This window comes from Kitasatospora phosalacinea (assembly GCF_030268885.1).
Lineage (GTDB): Bacteria > Actinomycetota > Actinomycetes > Streptomycetales > Streptomycetaceae > Kitasatospora > Kitasatospora phosalacinea_C.
Window position 1 is genome coordinate 420,927 of sequence record NZ_BSSA01000002.1, and the last position, 18,308, is coordinate 439,234.

Genomic DNA, 18,308 nt, shown 5'->3' on the forward strand with positions numbered 1-18,308 from the left:
TGCGGGGGCCGAACGTGCAGGGATCGTATGCGCAGGCCGCCGGGGCACCACCCGGGGCGACCCGGGCTCACTCGTACGGTGGAACCGGGGCCCGGGCGGCCGCGTCCATCCGGACGTATGGGGGATTCTCGTTCCAGCGGCGGGTAGTCGAGACGCACACGCACCGCCCGCCGCCCCGATCCACGCCGTCCGACCGATCGGACGATCGCACCGAACCGTGCCGCGCGCCCCGGTACGGACCCGGCCCCGGCGCCGACCGGAGCCGGGGCGGACGCGGAACCGAAGCGAACGCGGAAAGGAACGAGCCGCCATGCGCCCACCCCGCCGAGAGCCGCTGTCCGAGCGCGTCGGCCGCTGGTGGCCGGGCCGCCGGAGCCGTTCGCTGGCGCTCGCCGCCGCCCTGGAGGCCGCCGCCGGGCGCGGCTGGCCGGTGGTGCCGGGCGCGCGGGCGCTGCGCGGGGCGGCGGGGCCGTGCTCGTGCGCGGACCGCTCCTGCGCGGTGCCCGGCGGCCACCCGGACGACCCGCCGCTGGAGGCGGCCACCACCGACCCGCGGATGGTGCGCTGGTGGTGGGAGCGGCGCGCCCCGGGCGCCCCGGTGCTGGTGGCGACCGGACGGGCGCTGGGCGCGGTGAGCCTGCCGCGCCCGGCCGGGCCGTGGCTGCTGCGGCACCTGGAGGAGATCGGCGTCCCGTACGGGCCGGTGCTCGGCACGCCGGGCCGGTTCGTGCTGCTGACCGCGCCGTACACGCTGGCGGAGCTGGGCGGGCTGCTGGCCGAGCGGCCGTGGGTGCCGGGCGTGCTGCGCTACCACGGACCGGGCGGCTACCTGGTGCTGCCGCCGTCCCGGACGGGGGCGGGGCCGGTGCACTGGGTGTGCAGGCCCGGGCCGGGGCGGCCCTGGCTGCCGGAGGTCGGGACGCTGCTCGGCGGGCTGATCACGGCCAGTGCGGTCGCGCTGCCGCAGGGCTGAACCGGTCCTCGGACGGCCCGGTTTGATGATGCTCAGTCAGATATGCTGTGCGGAGCGGCCCGGAACGAGAAATGTCCGACCGCTGGCGACGGGGGATGCACCAGCGGTCGGACTGGTCAAACAGTAACAAAGATCCGGCTCCGCGCCAATTTGTCCGCGCCGGAAGGTCTTTGGGATTTCCGGCGGCCTTCCGGTGAACGACGGACAATGTGACGCCGGTCACTCCGGACTAGTTCAGGGTGATCTGACGGCTCACCAGGTTGGCCCGGGCCCGGCGCTCCTCCGCGGTCAGCGGTGCGGGCGCGGCCAGCACCTCGGCCAGCTTCGCGGCGAACTCCACCGCGGGCTTCTCCACCTCCGCGGCGGTCATCTCCACCGGCAGGTCCCACACCGGGACGGTCAGGCCGTGCGCCCGGAACGAGCCCACCAGTTTGGTGCCCTCGCCCAGCGAGCTGTCCCCGGCCGCCGACAGCCGGGCCAGCGCGTCCAGCAACTGCTCCTCGGGGACGGTCATCACCCAGCGCAGGTGGTTCTTGTCCGGGGTGCCGCACCAGTACGCGGAGTCCACCCCGGCGAGCTTCTCGGTCGGGATCGCGGAGGCGTTGGCCCGCTCCAGCGAGGCCGCCACCTCGCCGGTCGCCGCCTCGGCGTCCTCCAGCCAGAACTCGAAGCCGGTGTGCACCTCGGGCTCGAACGCGGCCGTGGTGTCCAGCAGTTCCTGCAGGCGGCGGCCGCCCGGGTTGGTCCGGCGGGCCGGCACCGGGGTGCCCGGCTCGGTGGCCAGCGCCAGCTCCAGCGCGTCCGCCAGGTCGCGGCTCAGGTCGCCCGAGGAGGACTGCGTCTGCAGACCCAGCAGGATCGACCCGTCCGCACGGCGCAGGGCCGGCCAGGCCAGCGGCAGCACCGTCGCCAGCGTCACCGACGGGACGTCGCCGACGGCCTCCTCGGCCACCCCGGCGGCCAGCACCAGCGGCACCGTGGCGGCCGGGACCAGCTCACGCAGGGCCACCCAGTCGGCCTCGCCCGGCAGGCCCTCGAACGGGCGGTGCACCAACTCCTGCACCGCGTGCGCCGCCTGGCGGCCGTGGCACGCCTTGTAGCGGCGGCCCGAACCGCACGGGCACGCCTCGCGCGCCCCGACGACCGGGACCTCGCCCTCGACGGCGGTGGACTGGCTGGGCTGCTTCTTCGCGGCCTTCTTGGCCATGGTGCGGCTCTCCCGGGGACGTCGGACGTTGCTCCGGGCAGCCTACTTCGCCCGGGCGGCCCCGCCCGGGCCCCGCTCAGGCGCTGCGCCGCCGCCCGCCGCCCGCGACCTGCCCGAACGCCGGGAGCTCCGCCCACACCGTCACCTGACCGGGTGCGTGCCGCACGCCCCAGTCCCGGGCGAGCTTGCCGACGATGCTCAGGCCCCGGCCGCCGTGCGCCGTCACCGAGGGGCTGGCCGGGACCGGCCGGGTCGCCGCCCCGCCGTCCGTCACCTCCAGGGTCAGCAGGCCGTCCCCGCGCATCTGCCAACTCACCAGCACCGTACCGCCGTCGGCCTCCTGCTCGGCCGCGCCGTCGTCGTGCTCCAGCGGTCTCGCGTGCCGACAGGAATTGCTGAGCAGTTCGGAGAGGATCAACACCGCGTCGTCAATCACCGCTTCCGGTATCGACCGGTCGCCGAGATCGCTGCGCAGCCTGCGCCGCGCGGTCGAAACGCTGGCCGGTCCGTGCGGAACCGCCATGGCCGATGAGGTCGACCCGGCCTGAACTGGCACAGCTCGCGCCACCATCAACGCCACCCCCGGACCTCCTTCAGCTTCTGCCGAGGGATGGATGCCCGCCGGTAATGCGTCGGAAACGGACGTTCGACGATCCGATGGCGGCATTAACGACATCCGCCCGGACCCCGGCCAAAAGGTGAGGGGTGTCTCACGTTCAGCGGCCGTGATCGACAGGAAACACCGCCCGGAAATACCCCGTTCGGTATTTCTGTCACGCGATTGGGCCCCGGGTGCCACCCGGCGCGGGCGGCGCGGTCAGCGGCCGAGCTGGGCCAGCACCTCGGCCGGGCGGTTGGTGATCAGCGCCGCCACGCCGAGCTCCAGGCAGAGTTCGACGTCCTCCGGCCGGTCCACCGTCCACACGTGCACCGGGTGCCCGGCCCGGCGCAGCGCCGTCACCAGGCCCGGGTTCCGCCGCACCAGCTCGATGCCCGGCCCGGCGACCGCCGCGCCGCCCGGCAGCGACCTGGTCCGGCCCAGCACCGGCAGCCGCCGCTCCCACAGGTACACCCGGGGCACCGCCGGGGCCGCCCGCCGGACGCGGTGCAGGGCCAGCTCGGAGAAGCTCATCACCCGCACCGTCGACTCCTCCGGCGCGGCCGGCAGCAGCCCGAACCGGTCCAGCACCCGCAGCAGTTCGGCCTCCACCCGGCCCGCGTACCGCACCGGGTGCTTGGTCTCGATCGCCAGCTCCACCCGCCGCCCGGCGTCCGCGACCAGCTCCAGCAGCCGCTCCAGGGTGAGCACCGAGCTGCGCCGCGGCTCCTGCGGGTGCTTCCACGAGCCGAAGTCCAGCGCGGAGAGTTGAGCCAGCGTCATCGTCGACACCGTGCCCCGCCCGTCCGAGGTGCGCGCCACCGTGCGGTCGTGCACGCACACCAACTGCCCGTCGGCGGTGACCCGGACGTCGCACTCCAGCCCGTCCGCGCCCTCCTCCAGCGCCCGCCGGTAGGCCTCCTCGGTGTGCTCCGGCAGCGCCGCCGAGGAGCCCCGGTGGGCGATCACCTTGACCGCCGAGCGCTCGACGCGGTCCGTCCGGGCGGCGGGCGAACCGGCCGCGCTGTGCTGGGTGTCCACGCCGACCACCGTACGCGGCGCCAGGTGGCCGCCGTCCCCCGGCACGGCGACCGGCGGGTGAACAGATCAGGGGCGCTCGACGGCCCCCGGGCGCTCCAGCGCCGTCACCGCGAGCGTGACCAGCGCCGCCACCAGGAACGAGAACAGCGAGGCCGAGGTCCACGCCCGCGGGGTGAAGTGCACCGCCCGCTGGACGTCCCCCCAGAACCCGGTCCACCAGCCGCCGATGGCGGACGGGGCCAGCAACTGGTACACCGCGAAGCCCACCGCCCACGGCAGCAGCATCAACCGGCGCGCCGGGGCGTCCTGCGCCAGGTTCCAGCCGCGCCGGCCCGCGCCCAGGAAGTAGTCCGCCGCCAGCACCGCGAACAGCGGCACGAACACCGAGCCGATCAGGCCCAGGAACCCGTAGTACGAGTCGGTGAACTCCTTGATCTGCAGCGCCAGCACCGTCACCAGCACGCCGATCCCGCCGGTCAGCAGCCGGCGGTCCACCCGCGGCAGCAGGTTGTGGATCGACATCGCCGTCGAGTACACGTTCGCGAACGACTGGTCGGTCTCCCGCAGCACCAGCACCAGCAGGAACGCCCAGCCCGCCGCGACGCCGGTGAACGACTCGAAGATCCGGTCCGCGTCGCCGCCCGACTGCAGCAGCGCCACCACGCCCAGCACGTAGCACCACACCTGGGCCACCGAGTAGCCGGAGAACGTCGCCCAGAACGCCTTCGACGAGCTGCGCGCGTGCCGGGTGTAGTCCGCGGCCAGCGGCACGAAGGACACCGACACCGCGATCACCGCGTCCGTCGCGTGCAGGAAGCCGTGCCAGTTGCCCGCGCCCGGGTCCGGGAAGCCCTGCCGGGCGAACTGCACCGTGAAGTACACCATCGCCGCGCCGACCGCGACCGCCACGTACTTGCGCAGCACCGCGATCGCGCCCAGCGGCCAGATCGTCAGCACCGTGGTCAGCGCGCCCGCCAGCAGCACGAACAGCCAGCGCCAGCCCGCGGTGCCGGACACGGTCTGCGCGCCCCAGGCCACCACCGTCAGCTCGTACACGCCCCAGCCGACGCACTGCACGATGTTCAGCACCGTCGGCACGTACGACAGCCGGGTGCCGAACAGGCCGCGCAGCACCGCCATCGCCGGGGCGCCGGTCCGGGCGCCCACCAGGGCCGCCACCGCCAGCATCGCGGTGCCGATCACGGTGCCCGCGACGATCGCCGTCACGGCGGCGGCGAAGCCCAGCTCCTGGCCGGACTCGCCGAGCACCGTCGCGGCGCTGGTGAAGCCGATCAGGCTCACCCCGAGGTTCGCCCACAGCGCGAACAGCGCCCGGAAGTCCAGGGTGCGCGGCGGGGCGGTGTCGAGGGTCAGCGGGGCCTCGGGGCGCGCCCCGGGGTCCACCTCGGGGCCCGCCCCGGGGGTGCGCTCGGAAAACTGGGCAGACGGAACAGCCGTCATGGCCGATACTCCCTACGCCGGCATTACCCGGACAGGTTCCGGCGGTCAGCGCCCCCTCGGCCGTGGTGGCGTCACCGCCATGCCCTACGGTCGAACCGGCGCACTCTCAGCCTGGCTGGTCCAAGCTCCCGCGACGTTCTTCGGTTTACAGGAGCGACAGGCTAGCCTCCGACCGGGGGAACGCCAAGACCGGGGGCCCGGCCGTCCGCATCGCGGGACCGCGGACGGGCAGGTCGGAGGGCGGTCCGGAGGGCGGTTCGGTGGGCATGTCAGGGCGGCCTAAGGCTTCTCATGATTTCTTCAGGGGGCCGCTTACGGTGTCCGAATCCGACATAGGAAAAACTGTGCCCCGAGGTTGAGGACCGTGACCCCGGCGCCGCGGTTCGCGGCCGAAGGTTCTGTTCAGCGATGGAGGTCGTCCGTGAGCACCGAGCACGCGAGTGGTACCACCCCGCCGGAGAAGGCCGCCGAGCCGACCGGCACCGAGGCGGTGGCCGCCGGGTCCGGTACGCCCGCCGCACCGGCTCCTGCGCCCGCACCCGCACCCGCCCCGTCCTACCTGGACGCTCCGCCGCCGGTGCTGCCCGCGGCCGAGCAGACCGTCCAGCTCGGCAAGGTGCCCGAGGCCCCGGCCGCCCCGGTGGACGCGCCGCCGCCGTTCCGGAACCCGTACGGCTCGGTCTCCGAACCCGCGGGCCCGTACGCCCGCCCGGACGAGCCGGTCAGCCCGTACGCCCGCCCGGACGAGGCCGCCACCGCGGTCGCCCCGGCGCTGCCCGCCCCGGCCCTGCCCACCCCGGTCCTCCAGGACGGCGGCCAGGCCGCACCCGGCGACCCGAACGCCCCCCAGCAGCCGCAGCACCCGTTCGGCGCCGGCCACCCGGTCGGCGGCTGGGGCCACCCGGCCGGCGGGGACGCCACCGGCGGCGCCGGCACCGGCGGGCCCGGCGCGCCGTGGGGCACCGTCCCGCAGCCCGGCGCGGGCGGCCCCGGCAAGCGCAAGCGCGGCTCGCTGATCGCTCTGGTCGCGGCCGTCGCCCTGGTCGCGGGCCTGGCGGGCGGCGCGATCGGCGCCTCCGTCACCGACAACGGCAAGGGCAACGGCGGCAGCAGCGCCAGCCACAACAGCACCACCGTCACGGTCGGCAACACCCACCAGAACCTCGACCGGGCCCCCGAGTCCGTCGCCGGGATCGCCGCGAAGGCGCTGCCGTCCACCGTCACCATCAAGGCCGAGGGCTCCAGCGAGTCCGGCACCGGCACCGGTTTCGTCTTCGACACCGAGGGCCACATCCTCACCAACAACCACGTGGTCGCCCCCGCCGCCGACGGCGGCAAGCTCACCGTCAAGTTCTCCGACGGCTCCTCCTACAGCGCCTCGGTCGTCGGCCGCGCCCAGGGCTACGACGTCGCCGTCGTCCGCCTGGACAATCCGCCCACCGACAAGCTCACCCCGCTGCCGCTCGGCGACTCCGACAAGGTCGCCATCGGCGACGCCACCATCGCCATCGGCGCCCCCTACGGCCTGGAGGGCACCGTCACCACCGGCATCATCTCGGCCAAGGACCGCCCGGTGGCCTCCGGCGACGAGACCGGCGCCCAGGCCTCCTACATGAACGCCCTGCAGACCGACGCCTCGATCAACCCGGGCAACTCCGGCGGCCCGCTGCTCGACGCCTCCGGCTCGGTGATCGGCATCAACTCGGCGATCCAGTCCAACACCAGCGGCACCGGCCGGGCCGGCTCCATCGGCCTCGGCTTCGCCATCCCGATCAACCAGGCCAAGTGGGTCGCGCAGACCCTGATCAAGGACGGCACCCCCGTCTACGCGATCCTCGGCGTCCTGCGCAACGACAAGTACAACGGCGACGGCGCCCAGATCTCCACCACCGCCGTCCAGGGCACCCCCGCGGTCACCCCGGGCGGCCCCGCCGACCAGGCCGGCCTCAAGCCCGGCGACGTCATCACCAAGCTCGGCGGCATCACCATCGACAGCGGCCCCACCCTGGTCAGCGAGATCTGGACCCACAAGCCCGGCGAGAAGGTCGAGGTCGAGTACAAGCGCGACGGCAAGGCCGCCAAGACCACCGTCACCCTCGGCGAACGCAAGGGCGACAACTGACCCGGCCCGAAACGGTGTGCACCTGGGCCGCTCCGACCCGTTAGGCTGGCCTCCGCCTAGGAGGGTTGCCCGAGCGGCCTAAGGGACCAGTCTTGAAAACTGTCGTGGCTTCGCGCCACCGTGGGTTCAAATCCCACACCCTCCGCCCGGGGACGGCCCCCGACCAGCAGCGATGCGGTCGGGGGCCGTCGTCGTCCCCGGGGCCGGTGCGGCAGGAGGCGGTGGACCCGGGCGAGGGCGGCGAGGGGCGGGGCGGCGGCGAGGCGGGTGGGGGTGGTCCCGCGGGGCGGTCGGGCGTCAGAACAGGGTGGGCGGGACGTCCGGGCCCGGGAGGCCGGGGAGGGACTCCTGCCACAGGGTGGCGTCGGTGAGCGGGAGTTGGCGCATGCTGCCGGGGCAGAGGCTGAGCGAGCGGCGGTCGCGCTTGTGGTCGTGGATGACGCCGTAGCCGGTGCGGCGGGTGGGCATGAGGGCGACCGGTCGGTCGCAGTCGGGGCACTGGATCCGGGGTGCGCGCATGGGACCAGGGTGCCGCAGCGGGCCGACAGCGGGGAGGGGGCGCCGGGCGGTTGCCGGGGAGGCGGCGGGGGAGGAGAGTGCGCACTGGGTCGAAGTGGAGGTTGCGGTGGGCGAGTTGGTCGAACGGTTGCGGGCGGGGCTGCCGGAGGGGGCGGTCGCGGTCGACCCGGACGTGACGGCCGCGTACGCGCGGGACATGGCCGGGTTCTGCGCGGCGGGCGAGCCTGCGGTGCTGGTCTTCCCGGAGACGGTCGAGCAGGTGCAGTTCGTGCTGCGGACGGCGTCCGAGCTGCGGGTGCCGGTGGTGCCGCAGGGCGCCCGGACGGGCCTGTCGGGCGGGGCGAACGCGGTGGACGGCTGCGTCCTGCTGTCGCTGACCCGGATGGACCGGATCCTGCGCATCGACCCGGTCGACCGGATCGCCGTGGTGCAGCCGGGCGTGGTCAACGCCGAGCTCTCGCGCGCCGCCGAGGCCCTGGGCCTGGCCTACCCGCCGGACCCGTCGAGCTGGGAGTCCTGCACCATCGGCGGCAACATCGGCACCGGCGCGGGCGGCCTGTGCTGCGTGAAGTACGGCGTGACCAGCGAGTACGTGCTCGGGCTGGACGTGGTGCTGGCCGACGGGCAGCTGCTGCGGACGGGGCGGCGCACCGCGAAGGGCGTCGCCGGGTACGACCTGACCCGGCTGCTGGTCGGCTCGGAGGGCACGCTGGGCGTGGTGGTCGAGGCGGTGCTCGCCCTGCGGCCCGCGCCGGGACCGCAGCTGGTGCTGGCCGCGGAGTTCGACTCGGTGGACGCCGCCGGGGCGGCGGTGTGCGAGGTGGTGGCGGCCGGGCACACGCCCTCGCTGATGGAGCTGATGGACACCACCACCGTCCGGGCGGTGAACGAGATGGCCCGGATGGGGCTGCCGGAGTCGACCAGGGCGCTGCTGCTGGTGGCCTTCGACGGCCCGGACCGGCGGGAGCGGCTGGCCGCGGTCGGGGAGCTGTGCACCGCCGCCGGGGCCACCGCCGTGGTGCCGGCCGAGGACCGGGCGGAGTCCGAGCTGCTGCTGCAGGCCCGGCGCCTGTCGCTGCCCGCGCTGGAGCGGCTGGGCACCACGATGATCGACGACGTGGCGGTGCCGCGCAGCGCGCTGGCCGCGATGCTGAACGGCGTCGCGGAGATCGCCGACCGGCACCGGCTGACCATCGGCGTGGTCTCGCACGCGGGCGACGGCAACACCCACCCGGTGGTGATCTTCGACGCCCGGGACGTGGACGAGACGGCCCGGGCCCGCAGCTCCTTCGACGAGATCATGGCGCTCGGCCTGGAGCTGGGCGGGACGGTGACCGGGGAGCACGGCATCGGCCTGCTGAAACGCGAGTGGCTGGCCCGGGAGCTCGGCCCGGCCGGGCTGGAGCTGCAGCGCCGGATCAAGGCGGCGTTCGACCCGCTGGGCATCCTCAACCCCGGCAAGGTGCTGTAGCCGCTGTAGCTGCTGTGGCCGGAGAGATTTCCCGACCATCACAAGATGATGGTCGGGAAATTCTCATGCCGTTTACCCGATCATCATCATCTGCCATCTGGATGGTATGAGGATGTCGATGGGTGGCGGAATGGCGGAATGGCGAAATATCGACTTCGAGGGGCCGTCGCACCCCACCTGGGCGTGAACGGACGGTTCGTGCGCCCCGGGGCTCGCGCGACTCGCCGGAAACCCCCGCCCGCGCGCCCACCCGGACGGGGTCCGTGCTGCCGCCGTCCGGGCGAAACAGCAGCTGGTGGGCGGTGTGTCTGTCGACGAACCGATCGGCCCCGGATTATGCGCCACTGCCGCCGCGTCACGCTAACGGGGGAAAAGGCTCAGTGGTGCTGGTGCTTTGTCGATTTGTTGCGGAAGTCTGTCCCTCGGCGTCGCAGCCCCGGAGCCTCGTCTGGCCGCGAACTCCGGAACCTTTCACTCGGCAACACCCGGACACACCCGGCAAAGAACCACGGAGGAAAACGCATGGCGCGCTTCCGCACCACACGCCTGGCCGCGCTGGTCGCGTCCGTCCCGCTCGCAGCCGGTCTGCTGCTGGCCGGGGCGGGTGCCGCGACGGCCGACAACGGTGCGGCTGCCGGCCACGGCTCGAACAGCAGCGTGGTCTCGAACTTCGGCAGCGGCAACATCTTCGGATCGGTCGACGGCAACTACAGCTCCACCCAGCAGACGGCGACCGGCGCCGGTGCGTCGAACCAGAACAACACCCTCGGGGTGAAGGACAACTCGGGCGTCGTCTACGCCGACCAGTCCAACAAGAACTTCAACTTCGTCTTCGCGCCGGTCTACTCGTACTGACCCACCGGCGGGACGTGCGGACGGACCGGCGGGGGCGCCGGGCCGGACGGAGCACGGACCGCCGGGGCACCCGGGAGTGGAAAGGGTCACCGCCTCGGGGCACACCACGGACGACGATCGGAACCCCTCGGGGGCGCGGTGCCGCAACGACGGCCGCCGCGCCCCCGAGGCGTTCCCGGGCCCGCCCCCACGGGGGCCGGTCGCCCGGTCGCCCGGTCGCCCGGTCGCCCGGGCTGGTCGGTCAGGTCGGTCAGGTCGGGCCGACCGACCCGCGCGGAGGCCCGTCTCAGCGGCGCGCGGTGAGCGTCGCCCCCACGCTGGCGGCGACCACGCAGCAGATGCCCAGCACCTGCGGCAGCCCCAGCACCTGGCCGAGCACGAGCAGTCCGACCAGGGCGCTGACCGCCGGGTCGAGGCTGACCACCACGCTGAACACCCGCTGCGACATCCGGCGCAGCGCGGTCATCTCCAGCGCGTACGGCAGCACCGGGAAGAGCAGGGCGACGCCCGCGACGGCGAGCAGCAGCAGGGCGGGGGAGCCGGATCCGGACAGGCCGTGCACCGCCTCGGCGGCGCCGAACGGGGCGAGCACCACGGTGCCGATGGTGAACGAGACCGCCAGGCCCTCGAAGCCACGGAAGGTCGCGCCGACCTTGTCGGTGAACAGGATGTATCCGGCGTAGCAGGCGGCCGCGCCGAACGCGCAGGCCAGGCCGACCGGGTCGAGGCCGCCGGAGCCGCCCCCGCCGCCGAGCAGGGTGAGCAGGGCGACGCCCGCCGCGGCCAGCACCGCCCACAGCACGTGTCCGGCGCGGCGGGCGAAGACCAGGGCCACGGCCAGCGGGCCGAGGAACTCGATGGTGGCGGCGGTGCCCATCGGCAGCCGGTCGACGGCACCCGCGAACAGCAGGGTCATCCCGGCGGAGGCGACGCCGAGCAGTCCGGCCATCGCCAGGTCGCGGGCGCTGCGGCCGCGCAGCCGGGGCCGGGTGACGGCGAGCAGCACCACGGCCGCGAAGGAGATCCGCAGGAAGGTCGCACCCGCCACGCCCAGCGTCCCGAACAGCGGCTTGGACGCCGCCACGCCGAGCTGCACCGCCAGCATCGACACCAGGCACAGCACCGGCGCCGGCACGCCCCCGAGCCGGGGCCGGGCCCGGGCCGCACCGGAATCGACCTTCGAAACGGAGGTGATGCTCGGGAGTTCGCTTGTGCTTTCAATGGTGAGGGAGGTACCTGACATGCGATCGAGTTTGGCGTAAGGAGTGGAAATGGTCAAAGACGGTTACCGGTGAGCTGTGCCGCAGGGCCGCCCGGGTGACCTGACGGCGTCGACGGCGTGTCCCGCCGGACGGACTGACGGCCCGTCAGTAGTTCTGGAAGATGCGCTACCTCGGCCCGGCGGCCCTGACGGCCGCGTCGCTCGTCCTGCTGCTCGCCACCGACCGGGACGCCGTCGGAATGCTGGCGGACGGAGCACCCGCCGCGTCCCGGCCCGCGGCCCAGCCGCGATCCCAGCCCCAGCACCGGCCCCCGGACCGGCCCCAGCCGCTCGCCCCCGAGCTCGCCGCCCAGGGCCTGCCCGCCGTGGCGCACCGGGCCGCCCCGCTGACGGCCGCCGGGGCGGCCGCCGGAGCGGTCGTCGAGGCGGTTGCCGGAGCCGCCGCCGAGCCGCCACCCGTCCGGTTGACCCGTACGGCGCTGTCCGACCCGCTGCGCTCGCGCCGGACCCCGCTGCCCGTCGAGGTGTTCACCGGTGCCGGGTTCGACGCCTGCACCGCGCCCCCGCTGGAGACCATGCGCGCCTGGTGGGGCACCTCCCCGTACGGCGCGGTCGGGATCTACACCAGCGGACGGCAGCGGTCCTGCGCGCAGCCCCGGCTGACCGCGGCCTGGGTGCGCGAGGTCCGGGCGCTGGGCTGGCAGGTGGTCCCGACCCACGTCGGCCGGCAGGCGCCGTGCATGAGGGCGAGCGGCAAGGCGCAGCGGATCGACCCGGCGAAGGCGGTGCAGCAGGGAAAGGAGGAGGCCGCCGAGGCGGTGCGCGCGGTGAAGAACCTCGGCCTGCGCACCGGCACCCCCGTCTACCTGGACATCGAGGCGTACCCGCGCGGCGACTCGGCCTGCAGCCAGGCGGTCATGGACTTCACCGTCGGCTGGACGCAGGCCCTGCACCGGGCGGGCTTCCGCTCCGGCTTCTACTCCTCCACCGACGCGGGCGTCGCCGACCTGGCCGCCGCCGCCCGGGCCGGGAGCGGGCCGCTGCCGGACGCGGTCTGGTACGCCCGCTGGGACGACCTGGCCACCACCACCGACGGCGCCGGCCGGCTCGGCGACGACCTGTGGGCCGACCACGCCCGGATCCACCAGCACCACGGCAACGTCCAGGAGACGTACGGCGGCGCCGCGCTGACCGTCGACCGCGACCAGCTGGACGGTCCGGTCGCCCGCTGAGCGGGTAGGAACAGGGAGGGGGTCGGCCGGGCGGACGCGCGCCGCGAGCCGTGGCGGAGCACTCGGTCTCATCTCGGTTGCGACTGCTGACAGCGGGGCCGCACCGGGGAAAGAATCGGAGGAATCGCCTTGCTACCTGCGAGTAGCAACGTGTCGGCCGGTCAAGGAGGACCCGCGTGTACAGCACGATGCAGGACGTTCCGCTCACCGTCGCCCGAATTCTGCAGCACGGCTCCACCATCCACGGCCGGTCGACCGTCACCACCTGGACCGAGGGCGGCCCCGTGGTGCGCACCTTCGCCGAGATCGGGGCCCGCGCCGCCCAGCTCGCGCACGCGCTGCGCGAGGAGTGCGGGGTGGTCGACGGTGAGCCGGTCGGCACCCTGATGTGGAACAACACCGAGCACCAGGAGGCGTACCTGGCGATACCGTCGATGGGCGCCGTCCTGCACACCCTGAACCTGCGACTGCCCGCCCACCAGCTGGTCTACATCGTCAAGCACGCCGCCGACCGGGTGGTGATCGTCAACGGCTCGGTGCTGCCGCTGCTGGCCGCGGTGCTGCCGCAACTGTCCGGAACGGTCGAGCACGTCGTGGTGGCCGGGGCGTACGACCCGGCGCTGCTGGCCGGGTTCGGCGGCACGGTGCACGCCTACGAGGAACTGCTCGCCGGCCGGCCGACCGACTACCCGTGGCAGACCGACATCGACGAGAAGCAGGCCGCCGCGCTCTGCTACACCTCCGGCACCACCGGCGACCCCAAGGGCGTGGTCTACAGCCACCGCTCGATCTACCTGCACTCGATGCAGATCATCGCCGCCTCCAGCTTCGGCCTCACCGCCCGCGACACCGTGCTGCCGGTCGTGCCGATGTTCCACGTGAACGCCTGGGGCATCCCGCACGCGGCGTTCATGACCGGCGCGAGCCTGCTGATGCCGGACCGCTTCCTGCAGCCCAAGCCGCTCGCCGAGATGATCGACCGGGTCAGGCCGACCTTCGGCGCCGCCGTCCCGACCATCTGGACCGGCCTGCTGGACGAGCTGGACGCGGGCGACTACGACACCTCCACCCTGGAGACCGTCGTCATCGGCGGCTCGGCCTGCCCGCCCGCCCTGATGCGGGCCTTCGAGGAGCGGCACGGCATCCGGGTCATCCACGCCTGGGGCATGACCGAGACCTCCCCGCTCGGCACCGTCGCCCACCCCCCGGCCGGCGTCACCGGCGAGGACGAGTGGGCGTACCGGGTCACCCAGGGCGTCTTCCCGGCCTCGGTGCAGGCCCGGCTGATCGGCCCCGGCGGCGAGCCGATGCCGCACGACGGCGTCGCCGAGGGCGAGTTGGAGGTGCGCGGGCCGTGGATCGCCGGGGCGTACTTCGGCGGCGCGGGCAACGAGGCCGACGCCTCCGAGGACAAGTTCAGCCCCGACGGCTGGCTGCGCACCGGCGACGTCGGCACCATCACCGCCGACGGCTACCTGACCCTCACCGACCGGGCCAAGGACGTGATCAAGTCCGGCGGCGAGTGGATCAGCTCGGTCGCGCTGGAGAACCACCTGATGGCCCACCCCGAGGTCGCCGAGGCCGCCGTGGTGGCCGTCCCGGACGAGAAGTGGGGCGAGCGTCCGCTGGCCACCGTGGTGCTGCGTCCCGGCGCCGCCGCCGGGCTCCCCGAGCTGCGGGCCTTCCTGGCCGAGCGGGTCGCCTCCTGGCAGCTGCCGGAGCGCTGGTCGCTGATCGAGTCGGTGCCGAAGACCTCGGTCGGCAAGTTCGACAAGAAGGTGATCCGCGCGGACTACGCGGCCGACCGCCTCGACGTGACGGTGCTCGGCAAGGCGGCGGACAAGGGCTGACGGCGGGCCGCCTCCCGACGGCCCTCCCCGGGAAGATCCGAAAACCGGCGTGGAATACCCCTGGGGGGTATAACGTTCCTCGTGACCGGGGGAACCCACCCGACCGGACGAGGAGGGCCGTCATGGAGCACAGCGCGCACACCGGACACGAGCACCACGAGCACCACGCGGGTCACGGCCACCACCCGGGCCACGAGGACCGTGCGGGCCACGGCGGCGGCGCGCACCACGACGGCGCGCACCACGGCGGCGGTGGCGGCGGCAGCAGTTGGCGCACCGCCGCGCAGGCGACGCTGCACTGCCTCACCGGCTGCGCCATCGGCGAGGTGCTCGGACAGGTGATCGGCGTCGGCCTCGGCCTGCACAACGGCGCGACCGTGGTGCTGTCGATCGCGCTCGCCTTCGTGTTCGGCTACGCGCTGACCATGCGCGGCGTGCTGAAGGCCGGCCTGCCCTTCCGGGACGCGCTGAAGGTCGCGCTGGCCGCCGACACCGTGTCGATCATCGTCATGGAGCTGATCGACAACGGCGTCATGGTGGCCGTCCCCGGGGCGATGGACGCGGGCCTCGGCCAGCTGCTGTTCTGGGCGTCGCTGGCCGGTTCGCTGGTGCTGGCCTTCGTGGTCACCGTCCCGGTCAACCGCTGGCTGATCGGCCGCGGCCGGGGCCACGCGGTGGTCCACGCCTACCACCACTGACCCCGGCCCGACCCGGGGCGCGGGCCTCAGCGCCCGCCCGCGACGGTGCCGGCGGGACTCAGCGCCCGCCCGCGACGGTGTTGCCGGTGACCGACCCGTCGGTGCCGTCCACCGTCACCAGGTGCCGGACGCCGTCCTGGCCGAGCACCTCCACCGACCAGGAACTGCCGCCGCCCTCGCGGGGGACCACCTCCAGCCCGGCGGCCCTGCCGTTCGGGACGGCCGCGACGGCCTTGGCCAGCGCCTGGTCGGCGGGGACGACCGGCAGCGCGGCGGGGGCGAGCCGGCGGCCCGGGTCGCCGTCGGCCTCGGAGCCGGACGGGCCGCCGGGCGCCTTGCCGACCACGACGGACCGGACGGAGCCGTCCTCCCCGCGGACCACCAGCTTCCCGGGCCCGCCCGGCAGGTCGGCGATGCCGCCCGGCAGACCGACGACGCCCGGTAGGCCCGGCGGGACCTTCCCGCCGCGGGCCCGGTCGAACACGGGCCTCCCGTGATCGCGGTGCTGCTCCCAGGCGGCCCCCGCGCCGACGGCCACCACGCCCAGCACGACCGCCACGGCGGCCCCCAGCGCCCACCGCGCCCCGCGCCGCTGCGGCAGCCGCAGCGGACGCCGCCGCGCGGCCCCGGCGGGCTCGGCGGGCTCGGCGGCCCCGGCAGCTCCGGTGGCCTCGGGCCCGGGCTCCGGCGGCGCGGGCTTGGTCAACCCGGTCGGCTCGGACGCGGACGCGGACGTGGACGTGGACCCGGTGACGGCCTCCGGCTCGGACGCGGGCTCCGGCGACTGCGATGCGGACATGTAGGTGCGACCCCCTCGTGGGACTGCGGCCGGGGACCGATCCCGTCCGGCCGGGCGCCCAGCATCGCGCCGCCTGCCTGAAGCCAGGCTGAAGCCGCCCGGTCCGTCCCGGAGGGGGCCTGCGACGCTGTCCTCCATGCGCGTACTGGTGGTGGAGGACGAACGGCGGCTCGCCGCCACGCTGCAGCGCGGGCTGCGGGCCGAGGGCTTCGCCGTCGACCTCGCCCACGACGGCGAGGAGGGGCTGTGGGCGGCGACCGAGCACGACTACGACGTGATCGTGCTCGACATCATGCTGCCGCGGCTGAACGGCTACCGGGTCTGCGCCCGGCTGCGGGCGGCCGGTGACGACACCCCGATCCTGATGCTCACGGCGAAGGACGGCGAGCTCGACGAGGCCGAGGCGCTGGACACGGGAGCCGACGACTTCCTCTCCAAGCCGTTCTCGTACGTGGTGCTGGTGGCCCGGCTGCGCGCCCTGGTCCGGCGCACCGGGCGCCGACTGCCGCAGACCCTGGAGTTCGGCGACCTGGCGATCGACCCGGCCCGCCGGACGTGCACCCGGGCGGGCACCGAAGTCCGGCTCACCACGCGGGAGTTCGCGGTGCTGGAGTGCCTGGCCAGGGCGTCCGGCGGAGTGGTGTCGAAGCGGGAGATCCTGGAGAGCGTCTGGGACTCCGCGTTCGACGGCGACCCCAACATCGTCGAGGTGCACATCAGCGCCCTGCGCCGGAAGATCGACGCCCCGTTCGGCCGCAGCGCGGTCGGGACGGTGCGCGGGGCGGGCTACCGACTGGCGGTGGACGGTGGCTGACCGGAGGGCGGCCCTGCGCCGCGCCCTGCGCCGCCTGGTGCCCCGCTCGGTGCGGGCCCGGGCGACCTTCGCCGCCACCGCCGTGGTGGCCCTCGCACTGGGCGGCACGGCGGTGGCGCTGCTCGGCGTGCTGCAGGCCAACCTGACCCGGGACGTCCGGGAGAGCGCCGCCCGGCAGGTCGACGAGGTGGCCGCGGTGGCGGTGCGCGAGCACCTGCCGCCGGTCATCTCGAACCCCGGCGGCGGCTCGGTCCGGGTGTTCGACGCCAAGGGGAACCTGATCTCGGCCACCCTCGACGTGGTGCCCCGGACCATCCCCCCGCCCCCCGGACCGCCGTCCGGCCCGGACGCGGGCGCCGGAGCGCCGTTCAAGCGCCAACTCCCGCACCGGCTCGACGAGAAGGCGGTCGTCAAGCTGGTCGACGGCAGCGGGCAGCGGGTGGTCTCGACGTCCGTCCTCGGCCCGGACGGGCCGGTCACCATCTACGCCGCGGTCTCGCTGGGCCCGGTGGACGCGGCCGGCCGGACCGCCGCCGCCGCGCTCGCCGTCGGACTGCCGCTGCTGGTGGCGCTGGTGGCGCTGGTGACCTGGCGGGTGACCGGCCGGGCCCTGCGCCCGGTGGAGGCGATCCGCTCCGAGGTCGCCGAGATCACCGGCCACGACCTGCACCGCCGGGTGCCGGTGCCGCAGACCGGGGACGAGGTCTCCCGGCTGGCCGTCACCGTCAACTCCACCCTGGACCGGCTGGAGGACGCCGGGCAGCGCCAACGCCGCTTCATCGCCGACGCCTCGCACGAACTGCGCAGCCCCATCGCGGTGCTGCGCACCCAGTTGGAGGTCGCCCTGGCCCACCCCGACCCGGAGCTGTGGCCGGAACTGCTCGCCGACGCCCTGCAGGACACCGTCCGCCTGCAGGACCTCGCCGCGGACCTGCTGCTGCTGGCCCGGCTGGACGCTGCCGACCCGGTCGCGACCGAACTCCTCGACCTGGACCTGCTGTTCGCCGACGTGCTGGCCGCCCGTCCCGCCGACCGGGTCACCGTCCGGGTCGAACTCGCTTCCGGGGCAAGGGTGCTGGGCAACCGGACCTGGCTGACCAGGCTGCTCACCAACCTGGTGGACAACGCCCAGCGCTACGCGGACGGCCTGGTGGAGGTCCAACTCGCGGTGCAGGAGGGCGAGGTGGTGCTGGAGGTGCGCGACGACGGGCCGGGCATCCCGGAGTCGGAGCGGGAGCGGGTGTTCGAGCGCTTCACCCGGCTCGACGACGCCCGCAGCCGCGAACTCGGCGGCGCGGGGCTGGGGTTGGCCATCGCCCGGGACCTCGCCGAACACCACGGCGGCACCCTGGTCGCGGCCGAACCGGACGCCGCTCAACACCCGCGCGGCGCCCGTCTGGTGGCCCGACTCCCGCTGGCCGAGCCACCCCTGTGCGGCAGTTGACG

Annotated in this window: 16 protein-coding genes and 1 tRNA gene; 10 read left to right on the forward strand and 7 right to left on the reverse strand. The window is 74.5% G+C overall.

Going from position 1 to position 18,308, the window contains the following annotated elements; genetic code table 11:
• Positions 1-310 precede the first annotated feature (310 nt).
• Entirely contained in the window at positions 311-973 is a 663-nt protein-coding gene (locus tag QSK52_RS05530) for a bifunctional DNA primase/polymerase (protein ID WP_285734145.1), read from the forward strand.
• Between the two features lie 229 nt (positions 974-1,202).
• On the opposite strand, the gene QSK52_RS05535 is transcribed toward QSK52_RS05530, so the two are convergent.
• From QSK52_RS05535 to QSK52_RS05550, 4 genes are all read right to left on the reverse strand, one after another.
• Positions 1,203-2,180, reverse strand: a complete 978-nt coding sequence (locus QSK52_RS05535) for a DUF5926 family protein (RefSeq protein WP_285734147.1) — start codon at positions 2,178-2,180, stop codon at positions 1,203-1,205.
• Positions 2,181-2,256: 76 nt separating this feature from the next.
• Entirely contained in the window at positions 2,257-2,751 is a 495-nt protein-coding gene (locus tag QSK52_RS05540) for an ATP-binding protein (RefSeq protein WP_285734442.1), read from the reverse strand.
• A gap of 246 nt (positions 2,752-2,997) precedes the next feature.
• On the reverse strand, positions 2,998-3,744 hold the full coding sequence (locus QSK52_RS05545; protein ID WP_285734444.1) for a glycerophosphodiester phosphodiesterase: 747 nt from the start codon (positions 3,742-3,744) through the stop codon (positions 2,998-3,000).
• A gap of 141 nt (positions 3,745-3,885) precedes the next feature.
• Positions 3,886-5,223, reverse strand: a complete 1,338-nt coding sequence (locus tag QSK52_RS05550; protein WP_285734149.1) for a purine-cytosine permease family protein — start codon at positions 5,221-5,223, stop codon at positions 3,886-3,888.
• 478 nt (positions 5,224-5,701) lie between these two features.
• Between QSK52_RS05550 and QSK52_RS05555 the strand changes: the two genes are divergently transcribed.
• Both QSK52_RS05555 and QSK52_RS05560 read left to right on the forward strand, forming a co-directional pair.
• Positions 5,702-7,402: a S1C family serine protease gene (locus QSK52_RS05555; protein ID WP_285734151.1), complete on the forward strand. Its 1,701-nt coding sequence runs from the start codon at positions 5,702-5,704 to the stop codon at positions 7,400-7,402.
• Positions 7,403-7,461: 59 nt separating this feature from the next.
• Positions 7,462-7,547, forward strand: a tRNA-Ser gene (locus QSK52_RS05560).
• A gap of 152 nt (positions 7,548-7,699) precedes the next feature.
• On the opposite strand, the gene QSK52_RS05565 is transcribed toward QSK52_RS05560, so the two are convergent.
• A complete protein-coding gene (locus tag QSK52_RS05565) occupies positions 7,700-7,921 on the reverse strand; it encodes a hypothetical protein (RefSeq protein ID WP_285734153.1) in 222 nt (73 codons plus the stop codon).
• Between the two features lie 106 nt (positions 7,922-8,027).
• On the opposite strand from QSK52_RS05565, the gene QSK52_RS05570 reads away from it, so the two are divergent.
• Together QSK52_RS05570 and QSK52_RS05575 are read left to right on the forward strand one after the other, a co-directional pair.
• Complete coding sequence (locus QSK52_RS05570) at positions 8,028-9,392, forward strand: FAD-binding oxidoreductase (protein ID WP_285734155.1); 1,365 nt, start codon at positions 8,028-8,030, stop codon at positions 9,390-9,392.
• Between the two features lie 522 nt (positions 9,393-9,914).
• Positions 9,915-10,247: a hypothetical protein gene (locus QSK52_RS05575; protein ID WP_285734158.1), complete on the forward strand. Its 333-nt coding sequence runs from the start codon at positions 9,915-9,917 to the stop codon at positions 10,245-10,247.
• Positions 10,248-10,533: 286 nt separating this feature from the next.
• Here the strand turns inward: QSK52_RS05575 and QSK52_RS05580 are convergent, their stop codons facing one another.
• Positions 10,534-11,490: an EamA family transporter gene (locus QSK52_RS05580; protein WP_285734160.1), complete on the reverse strand. Its 957-nt coding sequence runs from the start codon at positions 11,488-11,490 to the stop codon at positions 10,534-10,536.
• 140 nt (positions 11,491-11,630) lie between these two features.
• Between QSK52_RS05580 and QSK52_RS05585 the strand changes: the two genes are divergently transcribed.
• The 3 genes from QSK52_RS05585 to QSK52_RS05595 all read left to right on the forward strand — a co-directional run bounded on the left by QSK52_RS05585 (position 11,631) and on the right by QSK52_RS05595 (position 15,249).
• Positions 11,631-12,701 (forward strand): DUF1906 domain-containing protein, encoded by a 1,071-nt coding sequence (locus QSK52_RS05585; protein ID WP_285734168.1) that lies wholly within the window; start codon positions 11,631-11,633, stop codon positions 12,699-12,701.
• A 176-nt stretch (positions 12,702-12,877) separates the two neighbouring features.
• Positions 12,878-14,551 (forward strand): long-chain fatty acid--CoA ligase, encoded by a 1,674-nt coding sequence (locus QSK52_RS05590; RefSeq protein WP_285734170.1) that lies wholly within the window; start codon positions 12,878-12,880, stop codon positions 14,549-14,551.
• Between the two features lie 122 nt (positions 14,552-14,673).
• Positions 14,674-15,249 (forward strand): DUF4396 domain-containing protein, encoded by a 576-nt coding sequence (locus tag QSK52_RS05595; RefSeq protein WP_285734172.1) that lies wholly within the window; start codon positions 14,674-14,676, stop codon positions 15,247-15,249.
• 58 nt (positions 15,250-15,307) lie between these two features.
• Here the strand turns inward: QSK52_RS05595 and QSK52_RS05600 are convergent, their stop codons facing one another.
• Positions 15,308-16,048 (reverse strand): PepSY domain-containing protein, encoded by a 741-nt coding sequence (locus QSK52_RS05600; protein ID WP_285734175.1) that lies wholly within the window; start codon positions 16,046-16,048, stop codon positions 15,308-15,310.
• Between the two features lie 136 nt (positions 16,049-16,184).
• Here QSK52_RS05600 and QSK52_RS05605 point away from each other — a divergent pair, with 136 nt between their 5' ends.
• Positions 16,185-16,862 (forward strand): response regulator transcription factor, encoded by a 678-nt coding sequence (locus QSK52_RS05605; RefSeq protein WP_285734178.1) that lies wholly within the window; start codon positions 16,185-16,187, stop codon positions 16,860-16,862.
• Positions 16,855-18,306 (forward strand): HAMP domain-containing sensor histidine kinase, encoded by a 1,452-nt coding sequence (locus QSK52_RS05610; protein WP_285734180.1) that lies wholly within the window; start codon positions 16,855-16,857, stop codon positions 18,304-18,306. The genes QSK52_RS05605 and QSK52_RS05610 overlap by 8 nt, the downstream gene beginning before the upstream one ends.
• Positions 18,307-18,308: the final 2 nt, after the last annotated feature.

What these genes read in the sequence shown, in the direction of transcription:
- QSK52_RS05530 (WP_285734145.1), top strand. Translation starts at nt 311, where the DNA reads ATGCGCCCACCCCGCCGAGAGCCGCTGTCCGAGCGCGTCGGCCGCTGG.
- QSK52_RS05535 (WP_285734147.1), bottom strand. Translation starts at nt 2,180, where the DNA reads ATGGCCAAGAAGGCCGCGAAGAAGCAGCCCAGCCAGTCCACCGCCGTC.
- QSK52_RS05540 (WP_285734442.1), bottom strand. Translation starts at nt 2,751, where the DNA reads ATGGTGGCGCGAGCTGTGCCAGTTCAGGCCGGGTCGACCTCATCGGCC.
- QSK52_RS05565 (WP_285734153.1), bottom strand. Translation starts at nt 7,921, where the DNA reads ATGCGCGCACCCCGGATCCAGTGCCCCGACTGCGACCGACCGGTCGCC.
- QSK52_RS05575 (WP_285734158.1), top strand. Translation starts at nt 9,915, where the DNA reads ATGGCGCGCTTCCGCACCACACGCCTGGCCGCGCTGGTCGCGTCCGTC.
- QSK52_RS05580 (WP_285734160.1), bottom strand. Translation starts at nt 11,490, where the DNA reads ATGTCAGGTACCTCCCTCACCATTGAAAGCACAAGCGAACTCCCGAGC.
- QSK52_RS05585 (WP_285734168.1), top strand. Translation starts at nt 11,631, where the DNA reads ATGCGCTACCTCGGCCCGGCGGCCCTGACGGCCGCGTCGCTCGTCCTG.
- QSK52_RS05595 (WP_285734172.1), top strand. Translation starts at nt 14,674, where the DNA reads ATGGAGCACAGCGCGCACACCGGACACGAGCACCACGAGCACCACGCG.
- QSK52_RS05600 (WP_285734175.1), bottom strand. Translation starts at nt 16,048, where the DNA reads ATGTCCGCATCGCAGTCGCCGGAGCCCGCGTCCGAGCCGGAGGCCGTC.
- QSK52_RS05605 (WP_285734178.1), top strand. Translation starts at nt 16,185, where the DNA reads ATGCGCGTACTGGTGGTGGAGGACGAACGGCGGCTCGCCGCCACGCTG.